We start from the raw sequence: 21,403 nt of genomic DNA, 5'->3' as shown, positions 1-21,403 counted from the left end.
ACGCATCATCGGGCGGCCCCAGCAGGAGTCGCCGCCATGACCCAGACCCTCAACGTCGGAGCGCGATCACGGTTCGTCACGGTCACCGCCTGGGTGTTCATCGTGCTGGCCGCGCTGGCCAGCGTGTCGGCGCTGCTGCAGAACGCCGAGGTCGCCTCGATGGCGGGAGCGCACGCGGCGGTGCAGCGCCAGCCGCTGCCGCTGGTCACCGGGCTGCTGATGGGCTACCTGCCGTGGGTCGTCGGCGCCGGGCTGGCGCTGTCGCTGGCGACGCTGGCCACCGCGGCGGGCCTGCTGCTGCGCCTGGACTGGGCGCGACGCGCGTTCATCGGCCTGCTGGTGCTCGCCGTGGCGGCCAACCTGATGGGCCTGTGGATCCAGCACGAGGTGGTGCAGTCGGTGGTCGACAGCACACTGCGTGGCGCGCCGCTGCCGCCGCAGGCGGCCGACGTGTTCGGCGGCTTCGTCACGGCGGCGCGCGTGATGGCCGTCGTCGTCACGCTCGGCGCCTGCGCGCTGCTGGTGTGGATCATCCGTCGACTGATGTCGCCGGCGGTGCGGCAGGAATTCGCCTGAGCGCATCCGGCGCCGCGCTTCGGTGCAGGTCGCCGTCGACGTAGAGCCAGCGTCCGTCGGCATCGCGTTCGAAGCGGCTCGTCTCGTGCAGGCGGTGCGCACGGCCGTGCAGCCGGCTGCGCGCGACGAACTCGACGCAGGCGTGGTCGGCGTCGGTGCGCTCGTGGCGGCGCACCTCGAGCCCGAGCCACTTGAGGCCCGGTTCGCCGGGTGCGATCGTCGGCGGACGCGTGCGCGGGTGCCAGGTGTCGCGCAGGTAGTCGGTCAGGCCGAGCACGTAGGCGCTGTAGCGCGAGCGCATCAGCACCTCGGCGTCGGGGGCTCGCAGCCGCTCGGCGCCGGCGTGCCAGCGGCCGCAGCAGCGTGCATAGGGCAGGGTGCTGCCGCAGGGGCAGGCGCGGTGGTCGGCAGGCATCGGCGCGATCATCGCCGAACCCGGCGGGGCGGCACCTACACTGCGGCTGCCCGCCGATTCCGCTCCCGACCCCATGCTCGACCCCCAAGCCCGCGCGCTGCTCGACCTGCTCGTCGAGCGCGCGATCCCGCCGGTGCACACGCTGGCGCCCGCCGAGGCGCGCCGCTACTACCGCGAGCGCCGCTTCTTCACGCAGCCCGACCCGCCGCCGGTGGCGCAGTCGCGCGACCTGCACGCCGACGGTCCGCACGGGCCGACCCCGCTGCGCCTGTATCGCCCGGCGGGCAGTGTGCCGGGTGCGGTGCTGCCGGTGCTGGTGTACTTCCACGGCGGCGGCTGGACCATCGGTGACCTCGATACGCACGACGTGCTGTGCCGCGAACTGGCCAACGCCGGCGGCTGCGCGGTGGTCGCGGTCGACTACCGCATGGGCCCCGAGCACCCGTTCCCCGCCGCGGTCGACGACTGCGTGGCGGCCACGCGCTGGGTGCGCGCGCAGGCGGCGTCGCTGGGCGTCGACCCGCGGCGGCTGGCGGTGGGCGGCGACAGCGCCGGCGGCAACCTGGCCGCGGTGGTGTGCCTGGTGCTGCGCGACGCCGGCGAGGCGCTGCCGGCGTTCCAACTGCTGATCTACCCGGCCACCGACATGCGTGCGGTCGCACCGTCGCACACGAGCAATGGCCAGGGTTACCTGCTGACCGCCGACAGCATCGCGTTCTACCGCGATCACTACATTGCCGACGCGGCACAGTGGACCGACGCGCGCGCCTCGCCGCTGCTGGCCGACGATCACGGGCGGCTGCCGCCGGCGCTGGTGCTCACCGCCGGATTCGACCCGCTGCGCGACGAGGGCCGGCAGTACGCCGACGCGCTGTCGGGTGCCGGCACGCCGGCGCAGTACGTGTGCTTCGAACGCCAGATCCACGGCTTCATCACGATGGGGCGCGTGATCGACGAGGCGAACACCGCGGTGGCGCTGTGCGCCGCGGCGCTGCGGCGCGCGCTCGGCTGATCCCGGTGGTGGGCCTGGACGCCGACGCCGGGGGATGACTTGCCTGGAATACTGTATGAATTTACAGTATTCTGGTGCTGTCGATCTCCAACCTCATCCCCCCGGCCGTGGCCGCGTCGGGCGCTGCGGCGTGTGCGCCCGAGGCGCTGCACCCGGCGCTGTGGCGCGCGCACCAGCTCGGTCGGCATGACGGCGCGGCGCTGCCCACCGGGTTCGCTGCGCTCGACGCCGAACTGCCCGGTGGCGGCTGGCCGGCGCGGGCGTTGACCGAGCTGCTGCTGCCGCAACCCGGCATCGGCGAACTGCGGCTGCTCGCGCCGGCGCTGGCCGCGGTCGGCGCCGCCGGACGCAGCCTGGTCTGGTTCGACCCACCGGCCGTGCCCTGCGCCTGGACCTTGCGTGCGCTGGGCATCGCCACCGAGCGGCTGGTGCTGGTGCGCAGCCGCGACGGCGCACGTGGCCGCGCGCGTGCGCGGCTGCCGGCCGCCGACACGCTGTGGGCGCTCGAGCAGGCGCTGCGCAGCGGCCATGTCGGAGCGGTGCTCGCGTGGCTGCCGCAGCGGCTGCGTGCCGACACGCTGCGCCGCCTGCAGCTGGCGGCGCAGGCGCACGACGGCCCGGCCTTCGTGCTGCGCGAGGTCGACGCGTGCCGGCAACCCAGCCCGGCGCCGCTGCGGCTGCTGCTGGCCGCCGGTGGTGCCGACCGGCTCGCGCTGCGCGTGCTCAAGCGCCGCGCAGCACCGCTGCAGCACACGCTGCAGCTCGCACTGCCGCCGGTGCTGTCGCCGGCGGCACGGTCGCGGGCGGCGCAGCGGCGCGTCGTGCCGGGCGCGGGTTCCGCAGCCGCCGTTCGCGTCGGCGACGCCGACAGCGTCGTCGCCTGAAAAGTCGCAGGGCGTGGGACATGCAGTGGCTGGCCCTGCACCTGCCGCAGCTGTCGCTCGAGGCGTTCGCGGCCAGCCTGCCCGCTGACGCCGCCGCGCAGCCGCTGGCGCTGCTCGGCGCGCAGCGCATCGCGGCGGCGAACGAGGCGGCGCGCGCGCGCGGCATCGAGCCGGGGCTGCGGCGCGCCACCGCGCTCGCGCTGGCCCCCGAGCTGCGGCTGGGCCAGGCTTGCGCCCGGCGCGACGCGCAGGCGCTGACGGCGGTCGCGCACGCGGCGCTGGCGTTCACGCCGTCGGTTGCACTCGATGCCGCCGACGCGCTGGTGCTGCTCGAGGTGGGCGCCAGCCTGCGCCTGTTCGGTGGCCTGCAGCGCCTGGTGCAGCGGCTGCGCCAGGCGCTGGCACCGCTCGGTCATCGGGTGCAGGTGGCCGCCGCGCCGACCGCTGCCGGCGCCGCGCTGCTCGCACGCTGGCGCGACGACCCGGCGCGGGGCCCGCACGCGCACGACATGGCGGCGCTGCGTGCACTGCTCGACGCGGCGCCGCTGGCGCTGCTCGGCGCCGCGCGCGCGCACGCGGCGACGCTGCAGGGCATGGGGCTGGCGACGCTGGCCGACTTGCGCGCACTGCCGCGCGCGGGGCTGTCGCGGCGCTTCGGCGAAGCGCTGCTCGACGAGGTCGACCGCGCCCGCGGCGAGCGCCCCGACCCGCGCGAATGGGTCACGCTGCCGCCGCGCTTCGACGCACGGCTCGAGCTCGCCACGCGCGCCGATGGCAGCGAACAGCTGCTGCACGCCGCCGACGTGCTGCTCGCGCGGCTGGTGGCCTGGGCGCAGGCGCAGCACGCGCGCGTGGCCGGCTTCACGTTGTGCATGCTGCACGAGCCGCGCCACCGCGATCGCGATCAGCCGGCGCACACTGCGCTCGACGTCGCGCTGGCCACGCCGAGCGCCGACGCCGACCATCTGCGCACGCTGCTGCGCGAGCACCTGGCCCGCACCACGCTGCCCGCGCCGACGCTCGAACTGCGGCTGCACTGCCAGCAGCTGGTGCCGGGCACGCCGCCCAGCGGCGAGCTGTTCCCGACCCGCGCCGGCGAGCGCGAAGGGTTGGTGCGCCTACTCGAGCGCCTGCGTGCACGCCTGGGCGACGAGGGCGTGCAGCGGCTCGAGGCGGTGGCCGACCACCGGCCGGAGCACGCCACGCGCGCGCTCGCGGCACAGGCCGACGCCGCCGCGCCGGCCGCGATGCCGGCTCTTCACCACCCGTCGTGGCTGTGTCCCGAGCCGCTGCCGCTGCCCGAGCGCGGCGGCGTGCCCTGGCTCGACGGCGCACCGCTGCAACTGCTGGCCGGCCCCGAGCGCATCGAAGCCGGCTGGTGGGAGCAGGGTACGCCGGTGGCGCGCGACTGCTTCGTCGCGCAGACTGCCGACGGGGTGTTGGTGTGGATCTGCCGCACGCGGCTGCCGCTGGCCGCAGGCGATGGCGGCGGCTGGCGCCTGCACGGCCGGTTCGGCTGAACCGGCGAAAGCCGCGCGGCGTTCAGCCGCCCTGGCGCTCGACGTCGCCGCCTTCGAGGCGATCGGCGCCGGTCTGGCCGGCGTCGGGGGCGTCGGGGCGGTCGCCGCCGTCGTCGTCACCGGTGTCGGCGGCGTCGTCCGCCGCGCCTTCTCCGCCGGCGCCCGCCGCCTTGCGCGCGCGCTTCTCGGCTTCCTTCTCTTCCTTCTTCTTCTTCTTGGCCAGTTCGCGTTGTCGCTTCTCGAACGAGTAGTTGGGCTTGGCCATGCAGCGGGTCTTCCTCTAGTCAGTGGACGGTTCGACGACCGGGGGCGCCGCCGTCCCCCATTGTGACCGCAAGGGCCGCCGGCGCTGCGCTCATGGCACGGCCCTCCGCGCTGCGCACTGCCGGATGAGCGCTTGGGAGCGGCCCGGCGCGCTCATGCGGGCGCGAGCTTGAGCCCGACGATGCCGGCAACGATCAGCGCGACGCTGACCATGCGCACGAGATTGACCGGGTCGCCGAACAGCACGATGCCCAGGACCACCGTGCCCACCGCGCCGACGCCGACCCACACCGCGTACGCGGTGCCCACCGGCAGCGACTTCATCGCCAGCCCGAGCAGCGCGACGCTGGCGACCATCGCGGCGACAGTGACCAGCGTCGGCAGCGGCCGCGTGAAGCCCGCCGTGTACTTCAGCCCGATCGCCCACACCACCTCGAGCAGGCCGGCCAGCAACAGGATCGTCCAGGCCATCGATGGAGTCACGCCGCTTCCTCGTCGTTGCAGTGTCGGGGCCGGCGATTGTCTCGCGGCCGCGACACGGCGGTGGCTAGAATCGCGCCCCGTCGAATTTCCCCGTCGGGCCGCCACGCGGCAGAGCGAAAGACACCATGTTCGAACAGGAAGACGAAGGCACGCGCATTGGCCTGTGGGTCGTGATCGGGGTGCTGTTCTTCGTGCTCGTCGGCATCGTCGGCGGCGTCGTGCTGCGCCACATGCACGGCAAGCCCGCCGCGGCCGCGGCGGCCGCACCGGCGGGGACGGCGTCGCAGGCGTCCGACGCCGACGCGCTGGTCGACGCGCCGCTCGGCGGCGAACTGGTGGCCACGCTGTACTTCGCGGTCGGCCAGGCCGACCTGCCTGCCGATGCGCACGTACCCGTGGGTCAGGCGTTGCAGGCGCTGGCGGCGACGCCGACGCGCCGGCTGATGCTGTCGGGTTTTCACGATGCCAGCGGGGACCCCGCGGCCAACGCCGAACTGGCCAGGCAGCGCGCGCTGGCGGTGCGCGACGCGCTGCGCGCGGGCGGCGCGCTCGCCGACCAGGTGCTGCTGCGCCGCCCCGAGTCGACCACCGGCGACGGCACCGCCGAACACGCCCGGCGCGTCGAGATCCGCCTGGTCGACTGACCACCACAGGACGGGCGACCCGGGACGCCACGCGCTTGCGGGCCACGTCGGGGCGGGGCTCGCTCTCCTCGACAGCACGGAACGCCGCCGAGGCCCGCGAACCGCGGCTCAGCCGATGCGCCCGAGCAGCAGGTACTCCATCAGCGCCTTCTGCACGTGCATGCGGTTCTCGGCCTCGTCCCAGACGACCGACTGCGCCCCGTCGATGACCTCGGCCGTGACCTCCTCGCCGCGGTGGGCCGGAAGGCAGTGCATGAACAGCGCGTCGGGCTGCGCGACGGCCATCATCTCGGCGTCGACGCACCAGTCGGCGAAGGCCTTCTGCCGCGCCTCGTTCTCGGCCTCGAAACCCATGCTGGTCCACACGTCGGTGGTCACCAGGTGGGCGTCGCGGCAGGCGTCCATCGGGTCCTTGAAGACTCTGTAGCAGCCGCGGTCGGTGATGCCGGCCAGCGCGGGGTCGACCTCGTAGCCGCGCGGCGTGCTGACGTGCACCGTGAAACCCAGGATCTCGGCGGCCTGCAGCCAGGTGTTGGCCATGTTGTTGCCGTCGCCGACCCAGGCCACGACCTTGCCCCGGATCGGGCCGCGGTGCTCGATGTAGGTGTAGACGTCGGCGAGGATCTGGCAGGGGTGGAACTCGTTCGTCAGCCCGTTGATCACCGGCACCCGCGAGTACGCCGCGAAGCGCTCGAGCTTGGCCTGCTCGTAGGTGCGGATCATCACCAGGTCGACCATGCGGCTGATCACGCGCGCGCTGTCCTCGATCGGCTCGGCGCGGCCGAGCTGGCTGTCGCCGGTGGTCAGGTGCACCACCGAGCCGCCCATCTGGTACATGCCGGCCTCGAAGCTCACGCGCGTGCGCGTGCTGGCCTTCTCGAAGATCATCGCCAGCGTGCGATCCGCCAGCGGCTGGTACTTCTCGTAGTTCTTGAAGCGCGTCTTGATGATGCGCGTGCGCTCGAGCAGGTAGGCGTACTCCTCGACGCGCAGGTCCTTGAACTGCAGGTAGTGCTTCATCAGGGTCGAGCCGGGTTTCATGGCCGGGGCGTCGCGACGAACGCCTCGATCAGCGGGCACAGCCGCTCGACCACCTGCGCCGCCTCGTCGGCGTTCATGATCAACGGCGGCACCAGGCGGATCACGCGGTCGGCGGTGACGCTGATCAGCAGGCCGGCTTCCATCGCCTGCGTCAGCAGCGCGCCGCAGGGGCGGTCGAGCTCGATGCCGAGCATCAGCCCCTGGCCGCGGATCTCGACGACGCCGGTCACGCCGGCGAGTCCGCGCTCGAGCCCGGCCTTCAGTGCCGCGCCGACGCACGCGGCGTTGTCGAGCAGACCGTCGTCTTCCATCACGCGCAGGGTCTCGACGCCGGCGCGCATCGCCAGCGGGTTGCCGCCGAACGTGGTGCCGTGGTTGCCCGGCTGCAGCACGCCTGCCGCGCGCTCGCCGCAGACGATCGCACCCACCGGCACGCCCGAGCCGAGGCCCTTGGCCAGCGGCATCACGTCGGGCCGGATGCCGGCCCACTGGTGCGCGAACCACTTGCCGGTGCGGCCGATGCCGCACTGCACCTCGTCGAGCATCAGCAGCCAGTCGTGGCGGTCGCACAGCGCGCGCAGGCCCTGCAGGTACTCCCAGCGCGCCGGGTTGATGCCGCCTTCGCCCTGGATCGTCTCGAGGAACACCGCGACCACGTTCGGCCGCGAGCGCGCGACCTCGTCGACGGCGGCGAGGTCGTTCAGCGGCACGCGCACGAAGCCCTCGACCAGCGGTCCGAAGCCGGCCTGCACCTTGGGGTTGCCGGTGGCCGACAGCGTCGCGATCGAGCGGCCGTGGAAGGCCTTCTCGTAGACGACGATCTCCGGCCGATCGATGCCCTTGTCGTGGCCGAACTTGCGCGCGATCTTCAGCGCGCCCTCGTTGGCTTCGAGGCCGCTGTTGCAGAAGAAGACGTTGGTCAGTCCCGAGATCTCGACCAGCTTCGCCGCCAGTTGCTCCTGCAGCGGCACGCGGTAGTAGTTGGACGTGTGGATCAGCTTGGCGACCTGGTCCTGCAGCGCGCCCACCAGCCGCGGGTGCGCGTGGCCGAGCGTGTTGACCGCGATGCCGCCCAGCGCGTCGAGGTACTCGCGGCCGTCGGTGTCCCACACGCGGCAGCCGCGGCCGTGCGACAGCGCGATCGGCAGGCGGCCGTAGGTGTTCATCAGCGGCGAGGCGGTCATCGGCGGCGCTCCATTAACGACAACGGCCGGCCACCTCACCCCGGCGGGATGCCGTGCCGACCGAAGTCGATTCTAGAGGACGGTGTCGCGGCACACGCCGTCAGCCTCGCGCCATGCTGCAGCGCAATACTTCGCGCGCACAATACGCCCCGCCGCGACGTCCCTCTGCCGGGCCTGCGGCCACCGACGACCGATGCCGCTGCCCGCCGCCAAACCCCGCCAGATCTTCATCCAGGGCGTGACCCGCGACGGGCGCACCTTCCGCCCCAGCGACTGGGCCGAGCGGCTGTGCGGCGTCATGTCGCCGTTCCGTCCGGGCGGCGCACGCACCGGCGTCGGCGCGCACATCGGCTACTCGCCGCTGTGCGTGCCGCGCGTCATCAACGGCGTGAAGTGCGTGATCGTCAGCGAGGCGCTGCGCGCGGTCGAGCCGATGGCGTGGGACTTCGTGCTGAACTTCGCCCGCGACAACGAACTGCAGACCGTCGAGGCCTGCCTGCTGCCCGACGAGCCACCCGACTGACGCCGCGTGCCCGAAATGGCGAAGGGCCTGCAGTGCAGGCCCTTCGTCGTTCCACCCGGTGTCCGGATCAGGCGGCAGCCGTCGCCAGCGCCTTGACCTTCGCGGCCAGGCGGCTCTTGTGGCGGGCAGCCTTGTTCTTGTGGAAGATGCCCTTGTCCGCCACCGAGTCGATCACGCTCTGCGCGTGCTGGAACAATTCGGTGGCCTTGGCCTTGTCGCCGGCGGCGACAGCCTTCTGCACGTTCTTCACGACGGTGCGGAACTTCGAACGCAGCGCGGTGTTGGCCGCGTTGAGCTTCACGTTCTGGCGCGCGCGCTTGCGGCCCGACGCGATGCGGACGGTTCTCTTCTTGGCGCGGGACGATGTGGCCATGCTGTAAGGGGTTCCGGGGTGGAAAGCCGCGCATTCTAGCACGCACTGCCGCAACGGCCTGCAGGCACGGCGCAGGGACCGGGCCGCTTCCTATAATCGCGCGCCGCACCCGGCCTTCGCGCCGGCCGCCGCCTCCGCCCCGAACGCCGCGGCGCCCGCGATGAACCTGCTCAAGGCCGCCTCCACCGTCTCCCTGCTCACGCTGGCGTCGCGCGTCACCGGCCTGGTGCGCGAACAGCTGATCGCGGCCAGCTTCGGCGCCAGCGCGGCCACCGACGCGTTCAACGTCGCGTTCCGCATCCCGAACCTGCTGCGCCGGCTGTTCGCCGAGGGGGCGTTCTCGCAGGCGTTCGTGCCGATCCTGGCCGCCGTGCGGGCGCGCGACGGCGACGCCGCGACGCACGCGCTCGTCGATGCGGTGGGCACCGTGCTGCTGTGGGCGCTGCTGGCCACCGTGGTCGTCGGCGTCGCCGGGGCGCCGCTGCTGGTGTGGCTGATGGCCGCCGGCCTGTCGCAGTTCGACGACGCGGTGGTGATGACGCGGCTGATGTTCCCGTACATCGCCTGCATGTCGCTGGTCGCGCTGTGCGCGGGCATCCTCAACACCTGGAAGCGCTTCGCGGTGCCGGCGGTCACGCCCGTGCTGCTGAACCTGTCGATGATCGCCGCTGCGTGGTGGCTCGCCCCGCGCTTCGCCGCCTGGGGGCTGGTGCCGATCCACGCCATGGCCGTCGGCGTCATGGCCGGTGGCCTGCTGCAGCTGGCCGTGCAGTGGCCGGCGCTGCGGCGCATCGGCGTCGTGCCGCGCTTCGGACTGGCGCCGTCGCGCCTGCGTGCCGCCTGGCACCACCCGGGCGTGCGCCGTGTGCTGCGGCAGATGGCACCGGCGCTGCTGGGCGTGTCGGTGGCGCAGCTGTCGTTGCTGATCAACACGCAGATCGCGTCGCACGTGGGCGTCGGCGCGGTGTCGTGGCTCACCTATGCCGACCGCCTGATGGAGTTCCCGACCGCGCTGCTCGGCGTCGCGCTCGGCGTGGTGCTGCTGCCGCAGCTTTCGGCGGCGCAGGCGCGTGACGACCTCGGCGCCTACTCGGGGATGCTCGACTGGGGCCTGCGTCTGGTGCTGATGCTCGCGTTGCCCTGTGCGGCAGCGCTGATCGTGTTCCCGCAGGCGCTCGTTGCCGTGCTCTACCACTACGGTCGGTTCTCCGCGCACGACGTCGCGCAGACGGTGTGGGCGCTGCGCGGCTACGGCGTCGGGTTGCTCGGGCTGATTGCGGTCAAGGTGCTGGCGCCAGGGTTCTACGCGCAGCAGGACATCCGCACGCCGGTGAAGATCGCGGTGGTGGTGCTGGCGGCCACGCAGGCGATGAACGCGGTGTTCGTGCCGCTGTTCGGCCACGCCGGCCTGGCGCTGTCGATCGGGTTGGGCGCGCTGGTCAACGCCGGCTGGCTGTACGTCGGGCTGCGCCGACGCGGCCTGTACCAGCCGGCGCCGGGCTGGGGGGGGTTCACGCTGCGCGTCGTCGGGGCCACCGCGGTGCTGACCTTGGCCCTCGTCTGGGCGGCGCAGGGCATCGACTGGATCGGCCTGCGCGCGCAGCCCTGGCAGCGTGCCGGCGCGATGGCACTGGTGCTCGGCGGGGTCGCGCTGCTGTACTTCGCCGCGCTCGCCGCCGGCGGGTTGCGGCTGCGGCAGTTCGTGCGCCGCGGCTGACGCCGGCCGGGTTCGCGCATAGACTGTCTTCGATGAGCAAGCCGATGCGCTTCGAGGTGACGCCGCTGGCCTACTTCGCCAGCCTGGTCGCCGACGACGAGGGCTTTGCGCTGTTCGAGGCCGCCGTGTCGATCGCCCAGGACGAGTACCCGCAGCTCGATCCGCAGGCCGTGCTGGCCGAGGTCGACGCGCTGGCGGAGCGCTTGCGCCGCCGCCTGCCGGCCGACGCGCCGCCGCTGCAGCGGCTGCGCCTGCTCAACCGCTACTTCTTCCACGAGCTCGGCTTCGCCGGCAACCTCAACGACTACTACGACGCGCGCAACAGCTACGTCAACGACGTGCTCGCGCGCCGCCGCGGCATCCCGATCACGCTCGCGGTGCTGTACGTCGAACTGGCCACGCAGGTCGGCCTGGTGGCGCGTGGCGTGTCGTTTCCCGGGCACTTCCTGGTCAAGCTGCGGCTGCCACGCGGCGAGGTGATCATCGACCCGTTCAGCGGGCGCTCGCTGTCGCGCGAGGAACTGGACGAGCGGCTCGCGCCGTACCGTCGGCAGCACGGTCTGGTCGGCGACGACGAGGTTCCGCTGGGGCTGTTCCTGCAGGCAGCGCCGCCGCGCGAGGTGGTCGCGCGCATGCTGCGCAACCTCAAGGAGATCCACCGCACCGCCGAGGATTGGCCGCGCCTGCTGGCGGTGCAGCAGCGGCTGGTGGTGCTGCTGCCGCAGGCCTGGGAGGAGCGCCGCGACCGCGCACTGGTGCTCGCCGAGCTGGGCCGCCACAGCGAAGCGGCCGACGATCTGGAGATCTACCTGCGGCAGCGCGCGCGCGCCGACGACGCCACGGCGCTGCGCGAACGCCTGCTCGAGCTGCGTCGACTGGGTCAGCCCCGGCTGCACTGATCAGGCCACGGCCCGCCCGGCTTGCAGGCCGGCCCCTACAATCCGCGCCGGCGTGCGCCTGGCCGCACGCGCCGTGCACCGACCGGTGGCCGCCGCGTCCGGCGCGACGCCCGCATCGCCCCCGATGACCCGTACCCCGTTCCGCCGTCAGACCCTGAGCTGGATCGCGCTGGCCGCCTTGGCCGTGGCGCTGCTGTGGCTGCTCGCGCCGGTGCTGATGCCGTTCATCGTCGGTGCGGTGCTGGCCTACGCACTTCACCCGCTGGTCGAGGCGCTGGCGCGTCGGCGCTGGCCGCGCGTGCTGGCGGTGTTGCTGGTGGAGACGCTGGCCGTGGTCGCGGTGCTTGCGCTGCTGCTGCTGATGGTGCCGGTGATCACCAAGGAGGTGCCGCTGCTGCGCGAGCAGTTGCCGCTGCTGGCCGCGCGCTTCAACGAGCATGTCTCGCCGTGGCTGGCGCAGCACGGCTTCGACTTCAGCCTCGACGCGGCGAGCGCGAAGGACCTGGCCGCGCGCCTGTTCGAGGGGCGCGTCGAGGACTGGGCCGCGACGGTGCTGGAATCGGCGCGCATCGGTGGCAGCTTCCTGCTGACCGTGATCGGCAATGCCGTCCTGATCCCGGTCGTGCTGTTCTTCCTGCTGATGGACTGGCCGCACCTGGTGCAGCGCCTGCAGGCGCTGATCCCGCCGCGCCTGCGCGAGCGCACCATCGGCTTTCTCGACGAGTGCGACGCGGTGCTTGGCCAGTACTTGCGCGGCCAGCTGCTCGTGATGCTGATCCTGGCCGTCTACTACAGCGCCGGCCTGGCGCTGTTCGGCTTCGACTTGGCGCTGCCCGTGGGCGTGTTCACCGGACTGGCGGTATTCATCCCGTACCTCGGTTTCGGGCTCGGGCTGGCGATGGCGCTGCTCGCCGGGCTGCTGCAGTTCGCCAGCTGGTACGGCGTCGCCGCCGTCGCGGTGGTCTACGGCCTCGGCCAGCTCGTCGAGAGCTTCCTGCTCACGCCGTACATGGTCGGCGAGCGCATCGGGCTGAACCCGCTAGCGGTGATCTTCGCGCTGCTCGCGTTCGGCCACCTGTTCGGCTTCGTCGGCGTGCTCGTGGCGTTGCCGGTCAGCGCGGTCGGGCTGGTCGCGCTGCGCCGCCTGCGCCGCCTGTACGTCGACAGCCCGCTGTTCACCGGATGAGCGCGGCGCCCGCGATGAAGCAGATCCCGCTGCCGATCGGCACCGCGCCGCGTCCGACCCTCGAGAACTTCGTGCCCGGGGCCAACGCGGCGGCGCTGCACGTCCTGCGGCAACTCGCACGCCCCAGTGCACGGTCGGCGCCGGTGTACCTGTGGGGGCCGGCGGGCTGCGGCAAGACGCACCTGCTGCGTGCGCTGGCCGACGCGCACGGCGATGGCGCCACGGGTTTCGACGCTGCGTCGCCGTTGCCGTGGACGCTCGGTGCGTCGGCGACCCTGGTGCTGATCGACGACTGCCAGGCGCTCGACGCCGAACGACAGCACGCCGCGTTCACGCTGTTCGTCGAGGCGTCGGGTGCGGGTGTGCCGGTTGCCGCGGCCGGCCGCGCGCCGCCGGTCGACCTGCCGCTGCGCGACGACCTACGCACCCGCCTGGGGTGGGGGCCGGTGTTTGCGCTGCAGCCGCTGTCCGACGCCGAGGCGCGCACGGCGCTGCGCCGGCACGCGCAGCAGCGTGGCATCGCGCTGGGTGACGAGGTCATCGACTACCTGCTCACGAGGTTCAGCCGCGACATGAAGCACCTGGTGCACTGGCTCGACCGGCTCGACGACTACGCCTGGGTCGAGAAGCGCGGCGGCGTCACGCTGCCGCTGCTGCGGCGCGTGCTGGCCGACGCCGGCGAGGTGCCACGATGAGGCTGGCGCTGTTCGACCTCGATGGCACGCTGCTGCCGGTCGATTCGGACCACGCGTTCGGCGAGTTCATGGTGGCCATCGGCTGGGCCGACGGCGTGGCCTGGCGTGCGCGCAACGACAACTTCTACGCCGACTACCTCGCTGGGTGCCTGGACATCGACGCCTACGTCGACTTCGCGACCTCGGCCTGGCGCGCCCGGCCGCCGGACGAGTCGCTGGCGGCGCGCGAGCGCTTCATGCAGGAGGTCGTCGCGCCGCAACTGCACGACGCTGCGCTTGCGCTGGTGCGCCGGCACCGCGACGCAGGCGACCTGATCGCCATCGTCACCGCGACCAACGAGTTCGTCACCGCACCGATCGCCGCCGCGTTCGGCGTCGAGCACCTGATCGCCGTCGAACTCGAACGCGACGCCACGGGCGCCGTCACCGGGCGCGTGCGCGGCGTCCCGTCGTTTCGCGAAGGCAAGGTGCGCCGCGTCGACGACTGGCTCGCCGGACTGGGCCGCCGCTGGGGCGAGTTCGACGAGGTCAGCTTCTACAGCGACTCCACCAACGACCTGCCGCTGCTCGAGCGCGCCAGCCGCCCGGTGGCCACCAACCCGACGCCGGCGCTGGCCGCGATCGCGCAGGAACGCGGCTGGCACGTCCTGAACCTCTTCGCATGATCAAGAAATTCATCGACAAGCTGCTCGGCAAGCGCGCGCCCGCGACGCCGGCCGACCCACCGGCGCCGGTGATCCCGCTCGGCCGCCGCGTCGAAGTGCCGGCGGCGGAGCACGGCATCGACCCGCACCTGGTCGACGAGCGCGCGCTGAAGGTGGTGCGCGCGCTGCAGGACGCCGGCCACGCGGCGTACATCGTCGGCGGCGCGGTGCGCGACCTGCTGATCGGCGTGCGGCCGAAGGACTTCGACGTCGCCACCGACGCGACGCCCGAGCAGGTCAAGGCGCTGTTTCGCCGCGCCTTCATCATCGGGCGGCGCTTCCGCATCGTGCACGTGATCTTCGGCCGCGGCCGCGACCACGAGGTGATCGAGGTCTCGACCTTTCGCGCGTACCTCGACCCCGCCGTCGCCGAGGCGCTCGAGGGCGGCGAGAAGACCTCGCGGGCGGCGCTGGCCGACAAGCACCACGCGGTCGACGCCAGCGGGCGCGTGCTGCGCGACAACGTCTGGGGCCCGCAGGTCGAGGACGCGGCGCGGCGCGACTTCACGATCAACGCGATGTACTACGACCCGACGACGCAGATCGTCGTCGACTACCACGGCGGCCTGGCCGACGTGCGCCAGCGCGTGCTGCGAATGATCGGCGACGCGGCGCAGCGCTACCGCGAGGACCCGGTGCGCATCGTGCGCGTCGTGCGTTTCGCGGCCAAGCTGGGCTTCGAGATCGAGCCGCGCACGCGCGCGCCGATCGCCGGCATGGTGCCGCTGCTGGCCGGTGTGCCGGCGTCGCGGCTGTTCGACGAGATGTTCAAGCTGCTGCAGACCGGCCACGCGCTGCGCAGCGTCGAGGAACTGCGCCGCCACGGCCTGGTGCCCGGCGTGTTCCCGATCCTCGACGCCGCGCTGCTCGACCAGGCGCACGAGCGCCGTCAGGCGTTCATCCGCCTCGCGCTCGAAGACACCGACCGGCGCGTCGCCGAGGGCCGCGCGGTGGCGCCCAGCTTCCTGCTCGCGTGCTTGCTGTGGCACGACGTGCAGGCGCGCTGGGCGCAGCGGCGCACCGAAGGCGAGCACCCGGTGCCTGCCCTGCAGCAGGCCATCGACGCGGTGTTCGACGCGCGCATCGGCGACGTGTCCGGCCGCGGCAAGCTGGCCGCCGACATGCGCGAGGTCTGGATGATGCAGCCGCGCTTCGAGCGCCGCGCGGCCAACACCGCGGCGTCGCTGGTCGAGCAGCCGCGCTTTCGCGCGGGCTACGACTTCCTGCGCCTGCGCGCCGACGTCGGCGAGGTCGACGCCGAACTGGCCGAGTGGTGGGAGGACTATGCGCTGGGGACGGTCGAGGAGCGCGAGGCGCTGCTGGCAGCGGTGCGCGGTGCACCGCGTCGTGCCGCGCGGTCGAAGCCGGCGACGTCGAACGCGCCGGTGGCCCATGCGCCGGCCGACGCGCCCGAGTGCGGCAGCGACGCCGCTGCGGCACCGAAGCGTCGTCGCCGTCGACGCCGCAAGCCGGCCGCCGGAGGACAAGCAGGGCAGCCCGACGCCGCCGGCGGTGGGACGACGCCGGTGCGATGACGCGCGCGGCGATCGGGCTGGGGGCGAACCTCGGCGACGCACGCGCCACGCTGCTCGCCGCGGCCGACGCGATCGCGCGGCTGCCCGGCGTCGCCGGCCTGCGCCTGTCGCCGACATACCGCAGCGCGCCGCAGGACGCCGACGGCCCCGACTACGCCAACGCGGTCGCGGTCGTCGAGACCACGCTGCCGGCTTCGCAACTGCTCGGGCAACTGCACGCGGTCGAGCAGGCGCACGGTCGTGAGCGGCCGTACCGCAACGCGCCGCGCCGGCTCGACCTCGACCTGCTGCTGTACGGACGCGCGGTGATCGACGAGCCGGGCCTGCAGGTGCCGCACCCGCGCATGCACCGTCGTGCGTTCGTGCTCGCGCCGCTGGTCGACGTCTGGCCCGACGCCGAGGTGCCCGGGCGCGGCGCGGCACGCACGCTGCTGGCGGCCGTGTCCGGGCAGGACGTCGAACGTCTGCCCGGATGAGGGTGGATCAGCGGGCGATCGAGCGTGCCTGCTCGGCCTGCCACTCGAAGAAGCGCTGGCCGCCGAACGCGATCGTGCTCATCAGCGCCGCCGCGCCGACCATCAGCGCGACAATCACACCGAGCACCGGGCCCCAGCCGGTGCGCTGTGGCGGCTCGCCGGGGTGGTGGCGCGCCGCCCACTTCTCGTCGGGTGTCAGGCCGTAGACGATCGCGCTGAGCATCGCCAGCGACACCATCAGCCCGAGCAGCGGCAGCAGCAGCCAGGCGACGCGGTCGTCGTGGCCGAAGACCTCGACGCGTTCGAGGCCCCACAACCCGAGCAGCGTGGGCAGCGGATGCAGCCAGCCGAGCACGTCTCGGAACCCGTACAGGTAGAAGCGGTGCAGGCCCAGGGTGCCGCCGACCACCGCGACCCAGGTCGCCAGCGTCTTCGAGCGGCGGTGCGTCACCTCGCTCACGCGGCCTCGCCCGGGTGGCTGCGCGCACCGTCGCCGAGCGGGCGCTGCATCAGCACGACGTCGATCCAGCGGCCGAACTTCCAGCCCGCGGCGTCGATCCGGCCGCAGGACACGAAGCCGCAGGCGCGGTGCAGTCCGATCGACGCCAGATTGGCGCTATCGCCGATCAACGCCAGCACCTGCCGCGCTCCGGCTGCGGTGCACCGCGCGATCAGCTCGGCGAGCAGGGCTCGCCCGACGCCGCGCCCCGCGGCGTCGGGACGAAGGTAGATCGAGTCTTCGAGGCAATAGCGGTAGGCGTGGCGCGGGCGGAAGTGGTTGGCGTACGCGTAGCCGACGACCACGCCGCCATCGTCGGCAACCAGCCACGGCAGCCCCTTGGCGTGCACGTCGTCGCGGCGTCGCCGCATTTCGATCGGGTCGGGCGCCTCGGTCTCGAAGGTGCCGCTGCCGTGGAGCACGTGGTGCGCGTAGATGGCCGCGATCGCGTCGACGTCGCCGTCGACGCTGGGACGGATCAAGAGGGCAGGCATCGGCGGTGCAGGTGTCGGCAAGGCGCGCGAGTTTATAATGAGCGGTTTCGGTGGCGGCCACGCCTTCGCGAGAGTGACATCGAGCGGCAGCGGCGGCGTATCTACGACACCGTAGCCCTCCGCGTGCCGGCTGTGCGCCGCTCGCGGTCAGATCCGCCTGGCCTGCGTGTCTCCTGGCGCGGCGGACGCATCGAACGCATCGAGGTCAACTCACATGGTCGTCATCCGACTGGCACGTGGCGGCGCGAAGAAGCGCCCGTTCTTCAACATCGTCGTCGCCGACGCACGCTCGCGCCGCGACGGCCGCTTCATCGAGCGCGTGGGCTTCTACAACCCGGTGGCCGCCGGTGGCGAACAGGGGCTGCGCGTGGCGATGGACCGCATCGGTTACTGGACCGGTGTCGGCGCGCAGCTGTCGCCCACGGTGGCGCGCCTGGTCGAACAGGCCAAGGCCAGCGCCGCCTGACAGCCGGCGCGCCCGCGGTCCGCGCACGATGGACGTGCCGCACGACGCGGGCAGCGATGGCTTTCCGAGCGATGCGGTCGAGGTCGGCCGCATCGCCGGTGCGTGGGGCGTGAAAGGGGCACTGCGCGTGCAGCCGCACGCCGCCACCCCGCAGGTGCTGCTGTCGTGTCGGCGCTGGTTCCTGCGCCCCGCCGAAGGGCCCGGCGCGGCGACCGTGCCGCAGCTGCGCATCACGTCGGCGCGCGCACAGGGTGACGCGATCGTCGCCGGCGCTGAAGGCATCGGCGACCGCGATGCCGCGCAGGCATTGCGCGGCGCACGGGTGTTCGTTTCGCGTGCCAGCTTCCCGAAACCCGGCGCCGGCGAGTACTACTGGGTCGATCTGATCGGCTGCCGCGTGGTCAACCGCGAGGGCGTCGACCTGGGTCGGGTCGACGGGCTGATGGACCTCGGACCCCACGCGGTGCTGCAGGTGCGTCCGGACGCACCGGACGCCGACGAGCGCCTGATCCCGTTCGTCGCCGCCTACGTCGACGACGTCGACCTGGTCGCGCGGCGCATCGGTGTCGACTGGTCGGGCGACTTCTGACGTTGCGATCGCGCGCCGCATGCGCTTCGACGTCATCACGCTGTTTCCTCAATTGTTCGCGCCGCATCTGTCGCTGGGCGTTACGCGTCGCGCCTTCGATGCCGGCGGGCCGGTGCAGGTGCGGTTGTGGCCATTGCGCGACTACGGCGAAGGGCGGTACCGCCGTGTCGACGACCGCCCGTTCGGCGGCGGGCCCGGCATGGTCATGCGCGCCGTGCCCCTGCTGCGGGCGCTGGCCGACGTGCGCGCCGACCGCGGCGAGGCCGCCCCGGCGCCGCTGGTGCACTTCACGCCCACCGGACGCCGGCTCGACCAGGCGCTGGTGCGCTGCCTCGCTGACGGACCCGGTGCGGTGCTGCTGTGCGGCCGCTACGAAGGCGTCGACCAGCGCTTCGTCGACGCCGAGGTCGACCTCGAGATCAGCCTGGGCGACTTCGTGCTGTCGGGCGGCGAGTTGCCGGCGCTCGCGCTGCTCGACGCCGTCGCCCGGCTGCAGCCTGGCGTGCTGCACGACGCACGGTCGCACGTGCAAGACAGCTTCGACGTCGAAGGGGGACTGCTCGAAGGGCCGCAGTACACGCGTCCCGAGGTGCTGCACACCGACCAGGGTGACCGCGTTGTGCCCGAAGTGCTGCTGTCGGGCCACCATGCCCGCGTCGCACGCTGGCGGCGCGAACGCGCGCTCGAACTGACGGCGCGCCGCCGGCCGGACCTGATCGCCGCCGCCCGAGCGCAGGGGCACCTCGACGCCGACGACGAGCGCTTTCTCGCGTCTGTCGGCCTATAATGGCAGGCTTTCCGATCCTCTGCGGGGCGACTACCGCGGCCAGCGCCTGCCGGCAGCCACCGGCGCCGGCGCGATGACCGCCACCTTACTTCCCCACCGCGCCCGCACGATCGTCTCGGAGAACCCATGGATCTGATCGCCACCCTCGAGCAGGAAGAAATCGCTCGCCTGAACAAGACCATCCCCGCCTTCGCCCCCGGCGACACGGTGGTGGTCAGCGTCAACGTCGTCGAAGGCACACGCAAGCGCGTGCAGGCCTACGAAGGCGTGGTGATCGCCAAGCGCAACCGCGGGCTGAACAGCAGCTTCATCGTGCGCAAGATCTCCAGCGGCGAGGGCGTCGAGCGCACGTTCCAGCTGTACAGCCCGCTGATCGCCGGCATCGAGGTCAAGCGCCGCGGGGACGTGCGTCGCGCCAAGCTGTACTACCTGCGCGAGCGCAGCGGCAAGTCGGCGCGCATCAAGGAAAAGCTGGCCTGACCCCGGGCCGGGCCCTCGGCCGCCTCGCCCACGCGGCTATGGATTCACGCGCGGGCGTTCCCAGCATGTCCGGCCACGACGAAGGATCGCGCGCGCCGGGGCCGCGCGGCGCTGCGTTTGCGCGCATCCTCGATCCCGAGTCGGTGCCGGTCGTCGGCACCGACGCGCATCTGGCGCCGGTGCCGGCCCAGCGCCTGCTGCCGTCGGCGCTGCGCGAGCGCTTCGCCGCGCCGCGCGACTGGCAGCCCGAGCTCGCCGGTGACGCACGCGAGTTACTCACGCACGCGCCGTCGCCGGCGGCGGTGCTCGTGCCGCTGGTGGAACACGACCATGGCCTGTCGGTGCTGCTGACCCGGCGCACCGACCACCTGCGTGACCACGCGGGCCAGATCAGCTTTCCCGGCGGGCGGCAGGAGCGGGCCGACGCCGACGCCGTCGCCGCGGCGCTGCGCGAGGCCGAGGAAGAGGTCGGCCTGGCGCGCACCCAGGTCGAGGTGGTCGGCCGCCTGCCGGTGTACACGACGATCACCGGCTACCAGGTGACTCCGGTCGTCGCGCTGATTCGCCCGGGCTTCGCGCTGGCGCCGGATCCGTTCGAGGTCGCCGAGGTGTTCGAGGTGCCGCTGTCGTTCCTGATGACGCCGGCTCACCACCGCCGCCACGCCTTCGAGCTTGCCGGTGTGCGCCGCCAGTTCCTGTCGATGCCGTGGCTGCCACCGGGCGGCGAACGGCACTACTTCATCTGGGGCGCCACGGCGGCGATGCTGCGCAACCTGTACCGCTTCCTCGCCGACTAGCGCGGGCGGTGCGAGGCGCGCCGCTATCATCGACGCGGATGAGCTTCTTTGCCGTCGTGCTGGCCCTCGTGCTCGAGCAGCTCAAGCCGCTGCCGCGCGACAACCGGGTGCACCACGCGCTGATCGCCTGGGTCGGCTGGACCGGGCGCAACTTCGACGCCGGCCGCAGGCACCACACGGTGCTGGTGTGGGTGATCGCGGTCTGCGCGCCGGCGCTGCTGGTGCTGGTGGCGCACCTGGCCCTGCGGCCGTTCGGTTCGCTGGCCACGCTGGCGCTGGACGTCGCGGTGCTGTACGTGACGCTCGGATTCCGGCCTTTCAGCCACTACTTCAGCGGCATTCGTGACCACCTCGAACGCGGCGACGAAGCCGCGGCGCGCGCGCTGCTGGCCGAGTGGCGGCACCTGGATGCCAGCGAGCTGCCGCGCGCCGAGTTGCTGCGCCACGTGCTGGAGCACGCGCTGCTGGCCGCACATCGGCACGTGTTCGGCGTGTTCTTCTGGTTCGTGCTGCTGTCGGCGCTTGGGTTGGGGCCGATCGGCGCGGTGCTCTACCGCATGGCCGAGTTCGCGAGCCGCTACTGGGCATTTCGCAGCCGCACCCTCGATGTTCCGGTCAACGAACAGCTCAAGGCGCTGTCGCAGCAGCTGTTCAGCTGGATCGACCATGTGCCGGCGCGGCTGACCGCCTTCGGCTTCGCGGTGGTCGGCAACTTCGAGGAGGCGGTGGGTGGCTGGCGCCGCGACGCGGGCCTGTGGGCGCACCACAACGAGGGAATCATCCTCGCGGCCGCTGCCGGTGCGGTGGGGGTCCAGCTCGGCGGCAGCGCCGCGCCGGGCGTCACACCCGACCGTTCAAAGACCTTCACGCGTGGCGCCGGCGCCGAAGCCGAGGGCGCGGCCGGCTCGACCCCCGGCATGTCGCCGCAGCTCGCCCACCTGCAAAGCGTCGTCGCGCTGGTCTGGCGCTCGGTGGTGCTGTGGCTGCTGCTGCTCGCGCTGCTGACCCTCGCCAACCTGCTGGGCTGAGGCCCGCGGCTCCGAGCCCGCCTGCGCGGGCTTGGACGGGCCGAAGGGGCCGAGCTCTGCGAGGCCGCGGCCTGCAAGGCTGAGGCCCGCGGCTCCGAGCCCGCCTGCGCGGGCTTGGACGGGCCGAAGGGG

General features: G+C 72.9%; 27 protein-coding genes. 19 read left to right on the top strand and 8 right to left on the bottom strand.

Going from position 1 to position 21,403, the window contains the following annotated elements; translation table 11 throughout:
• The first annotated feature begins 36 nt into the window (after positions 1-36).
• A complete protein-coding gene (locus tag PKC53_RS09525; RefSeq protein ID WP_324428240.1) occupies positions 37-576 on the top strand; it encodes a hypothetical protein in 540 nt (179 codons plus the stop codon).
• Here the strand turns inward: PKC53_RS09525 and PKC53_RS09520 are convergent.
• Complete coding sequence (locus PKC53_RS09520; protein WP_324428239.1) at positions 530-1,003, bottom strand: YchJ family metal-binding protein; 474 nt, start codon at positions 1,001-1,003, stop codon at positions 530-532. The two genes, PKC53_RS09525 and PKC53_RS09520, sit on opposite strands and share 47 nt — an antisense overlap.
• A gap of 61 nt (positions 1,004-1,064) precedes the next feature.
• Between PKC53_RS09520 and PKC53_RS09515 the strand changes: the two genes are divergently transcribed.
• From PKC53_RS09515 to PKC53_RS09505, 3 genes are all read left to right on the top strand, one after another.
• A complete protein-coding gene (locus PKC53_RS09515; protein WP_324428238.1) occupies positions 1,065-2,003 on the top strand; it encodes an alpha/beta hydrolase in 939 nt (312 codons plus the stop codon).
• A 74-nt stretch (positions 2,004-2,077) separates the two neighbouring features.
• Positions 2,078-2,887 (top strand): translesion DNA synthesis-associated protein ImuA, encoded by an 810-nt coding sequence (gene imuA, locus PKC53_RS09510; protein WP_324428237.1) that lies wholly within the window; start codon positions 2,078-2,080, stop codon positions 2,885-2,887.
• A gap of 20 nt (positions 2,888-2,907) precedes the next feature.
• Positions 2,908-4,407, top strand: a complete 1,500-nt coding sequence (locus PKC53_RS09505; protein WP_324428236.1) for a DNA polymerase Y family protein — start codon at positions 2,908-2,910, stop codon at positions 4,405-4,407.
• A gap of 22 nt (positions 4,408-4,429) precedes the next feature.
• Here PKC53_RS09505 and PKC53_RS09500 read toward each other — a convergent pair whose 3' ends face one another.
• Positions 4,430-4,672, bottom strand: a complete 243-nt coding sequence (locus PKC53_RS09500; RefSeq protein WP_324428235.1) for a hypothetical protein — start codon at positions 4,670-4,672, stop codon at positions 4,430-4,432.
• Between the two features lie 152 nt (positions 4,673-4,824).
• On the bottom strand, positions 4,825-5,142 hold the full coding sequence (sugE, locus tag PKC53_RS09495) for a quaternary ammonium compound efflux SMR transporter SugE (protein WP_324428280.1): 318 nt from the start codon (positions 5,140-5,142) through the stop codon (positions 4,825-4,827).
• Between the two features lie 137 nt (positions 5,143-5,279).
• On the opposite strand from sugE, the gene PKC53_RS09490 reads away from it, so the two are divergent.
• Positions 5,280-5,798, top strand: coding sequence for an OmpA family protein (locus PKC53_RS09490; RefSeq protein WP_324428234.1), 519 nt, complete (start codon positions 5,280-5,282; stop codon positions 5,796-5,798).
• 108 nt (positions 5,799-5,906) lie between these two features.
• Here the strand turns inward: PKC53_RS09490 and argF are convergent, their stop codons facing one another.
• Together argF and PKC53_RS09480 are read right to left on the bottom strand one after the other, a co-directional pair.
• Complete coding sequence (argF, locus tag PKC53_RS09485; RefSeq protein ID WP_324428233.1) at positions 5,907-6,839, bottom strand: ornithine carbamoyltransferase; 933 nt, start codon at positions 6,837-6,839, stop codon at positions 5,907-5,909.
• Positions 6,836-8,023, bottom strand: coding sequence for an aspartate aminotransferase family protein (locus PKC53_RS09480; protein WP_324428232.1), 1,188 nt, complete (start codon positions 8,021-8,023; stop codon positions 6,836-6,838). Before PKC53_RS09480 ends, argF begins: the two co-directional genes overlap by 4 nt.
• A 193-nt stretch (positions 8,024-8,216) precedes the next feature.
• On the opposite strand from PKC53_RS09480, the gene PKC53_RS09475 reads away from it, so the two are divergent.
• Positions 8,217-8,546 (top strand): DUF3579 domain-containing protein, encoded by a 330-nt coding sequence (locus tag PKC53_RS09475; RefSeq protein ID WP_324428231.1) that lies wholly within the window; start codon positions 8,217-8,219, stop codon positions 8,544-8,546.
• Positions 8,547-8,613: 67 nt separating this feature from the next.
• Here PKC53_RS09475 and rpsT read toward each other — a convergent pair whose 3' ends face one another.
• Positions 8,614-8,919, bottom strand: a complete 306-nt coding sequence (gene rpsT, locus PKC53_RS09470) for a 30S ribosomal protein S20 (RefSeq protein ID WP_324428230.1) — start codon at positions 8,917-8,919, stop codon at positions 8,614-8,616.
• 160 nt (positions 8,920-9,079) lie between these two features.
• Here rpsT and murJ point away from each other — a divergent pair, with 160 nt between their 5' ends.
• The 7 genes from murJ to folK all read left to right on the top strand — a co-directional run bounded on the left by murJ (position 9,080) and on the right by folK (position 16,131).
• Complete coding sequence (gene murJ / locus PKC53_RS09465; RefSeq protein WP_324428229.1) at positions 9,080-10,636, top strand: murein biosynthesis integral membrane protein MurJ; 1,557 nt, start codon at positions 9,080-9,082, stop codon at positions 10,634-10,636.
• A gap of 32 nt (positions 10,637-10,668) precedes the next feature.
• On the top strand, positions 10,669-11,535 hold the full coding sequence (locus PKC53_RS09460) for a tetratricopeptide repeat protein (protein WP_324428228.1): 867 nt from the start codon (positions 10,669-10,671) through the stop codon (positions 11,533-11,535).
• A gap of 124 nt (positions 11,536-11,659) precedes the next feature.
• Positions 11,660-12,721, top strand: coding sequence for an AI-2E family transporter (locus PKC53_RS09455; RefSeq protein ID WP_324428227.1), 1,062 nt, complete (start codon positions 11,660-11,662; stop codon positions 12,719-12,721).
• A gap of 14 nt (positions 12,722-12,735) precedes the next feature.
• Positions 12,736-13,416: a DnaA regulatory inactivator Hda gene (gene hda, locus PKC53_RS09450; protein ID WP_324428226.1), complete on the top strand. Its 681-nt coding sequence runs from the start codon at positions 12,736-12,738 to the stop codon at positions 13,414-13,416.
• The gene (locus PKC53_RS09445; RefSeq protein WP_324428225.1) at positions 13,413-14,081 is read left to right on the top strand and encodes an HAD family hydrolase; all 669 of its coding nucleotides are present in this window, start codon (positions 13,413-13,415) and stop codon (positions 14,079-14,081) included. The genes hda and PKC53_RS09445 overlap by 4 nt, the downstream gene beginning before the upstream one ends.
• Positions 14,078-15,655, top strand: a complete 1,578-nt coding sequence (gene pcnB, locus PKC53_RS09440) for a polynucleotide adenylyltransferase PcnB (RefSeq protein WP_324428224.1) — start codon at positions 14,078-14,080, stop codon at positions 15,653-15,655. The genes PKC53_RS09445 and pcnB overlap by 4 nt, the downstream gene beginning before the upstream one ends.
• Positions 15,652-16,131 (top strand): 2-amino-4-hydroxy-6-hydroxymethyldihydropteridine diphosphokinase, encoded by a 480-nt coding sequence (gene folK / locus PKC53_RS09435; protein WP_324428223.1) that lies wholly within the window; start codon positions 15,652-15,654, stop codon positions 16,129-16,131. The genes pcnB and folK overlap by 4 nt, the downstream gene beginning before the upstream one ends.
• 7 nt (positions 16,132-16,138) lie before the next feature.
• Here folK and PKC53_RS09430 read toward each other — a convergent pair whose 3' ends face one another.
• Together PKC53_RS09430 and PKC53_RS09425 are read right to left on the bottom strand one after the other, a co-directional pair.
• Complete coding sequence (locus tag PKC53_RS09430; RefSeq protein ID WP_324428279.1) at positions 16,139-16,582, bottom strand: hypothetical protein; 444 nt, start codon at positions 16,580-16,582, stop codon at positions 16,139-16,141.
• A 5-nt stretch (positions 16,583-16,587) separates the two neighbouring features.
• Positions 16,588-17,124 carry a GNAT family N-acetyltransferase gene (locus tag PKC53_RS09425; protein WP_324428222.1) on the bottom strand — a complete coding sequence of 179 codons (537 nt, stop codon included), beginning with the start codon at positions 17,122-17,124 and terminating at the stop codon, positions 16,588-16,590.
• 214 nt (positions 17,125-17,338) lie between these two features.
• On the opposite strand from PKC53_RS09425, the gene rpsP reads away from it, so the two are divergent.
• The 6 genes from rpsP to PKC53_RS09395 all read left to right on the top strand — a co-directional run bounded on the left by rpsP (position 17,339) and on the right by PKC53_RS09395 (position 21,271).
• Positions 17,339-17,590, top strand: coding sequence for a 30S ribosomal protein S16 (gene rpsP / locus PKC53_RS09420; RefSeq protein WP_324428221.1), 252 nt, complete (start codon positions 17,339-17,341; stop codon positions 17,588-17,590).
• Positions 17,591-17,618: 28 nt separating this feature from the next.
• A complete protein-coding gene (gene rimM, locus PKC53_RS09415) occupies positions 17,619-18,179 on the top strand; it encodes a ribosome maturation factor RimM (RefSeq protein WP_324428220.1) in 561 nt (186 codons plus the stop codon).
• Between the two features lie 19 nt (positions 18,180-18,198).
• Entirely contained in the window at positions 18,199-18,966 is a 768-nt protein-coding gene (trmD, locus tag PKC53_RS09410) for a tRNA (guanosine(37)-N1)-methyltransferase TrmD (protein WP_324428219.1), read from the top strand.
• A gap of 126 nt (positions 18,967-19,092) precedes the next feature.
• Entirely contained in the window at positions 19,093-19,446 is a 354-nt protein-coding gene (gene rplS / locus PKC53_RS09405) for a 50S ribosomal protein L19 (RefSeq protein ID WP_324428218.1), read from the top strand.
• Between the two features lie 65 nt (positions 19,447-19,511).
• Positions 19,512-20,243 (top strand): CoA pyrophosphatase, encoded by a 732-nt coding sequence (locus PKC53_RS09400; RefSeq protein WP_324428217.1) that lies wholly within the window; start codon positions 19,512-19,514, stop codon positions 20,241-20,243.
• Between the two features lie 38 nt (positions 20,244-20,281).
• Positions 20,282-21,271 (top strand): CobD/CbiB family protein, encoded by a 990-nt coding sequence (locus PKC53_RS09395; RefSeq protein WP_324428216.1) that lies wholly within the window; start codon positions 20,282-20,284, stop codon positions 21,269-21,271.
• Positions 21,272-21,403: the final 132 nt, after the last annotated feature.

The sequence above is a fragment of the Azohydromonas sp. genome, assembly GCF_035325925.1.
GTDB lineage: Bacteria > Pseudomonadota > Gammaproteobacteria > Burkholderiales > Burkholderiaceae_C > Calidifontimicrobium.
The sequence above is the reverse complement of the archived record's forward strand: the minus strand, read 5'-3'. Positions and strand labels throughout refer to the sequence as shown.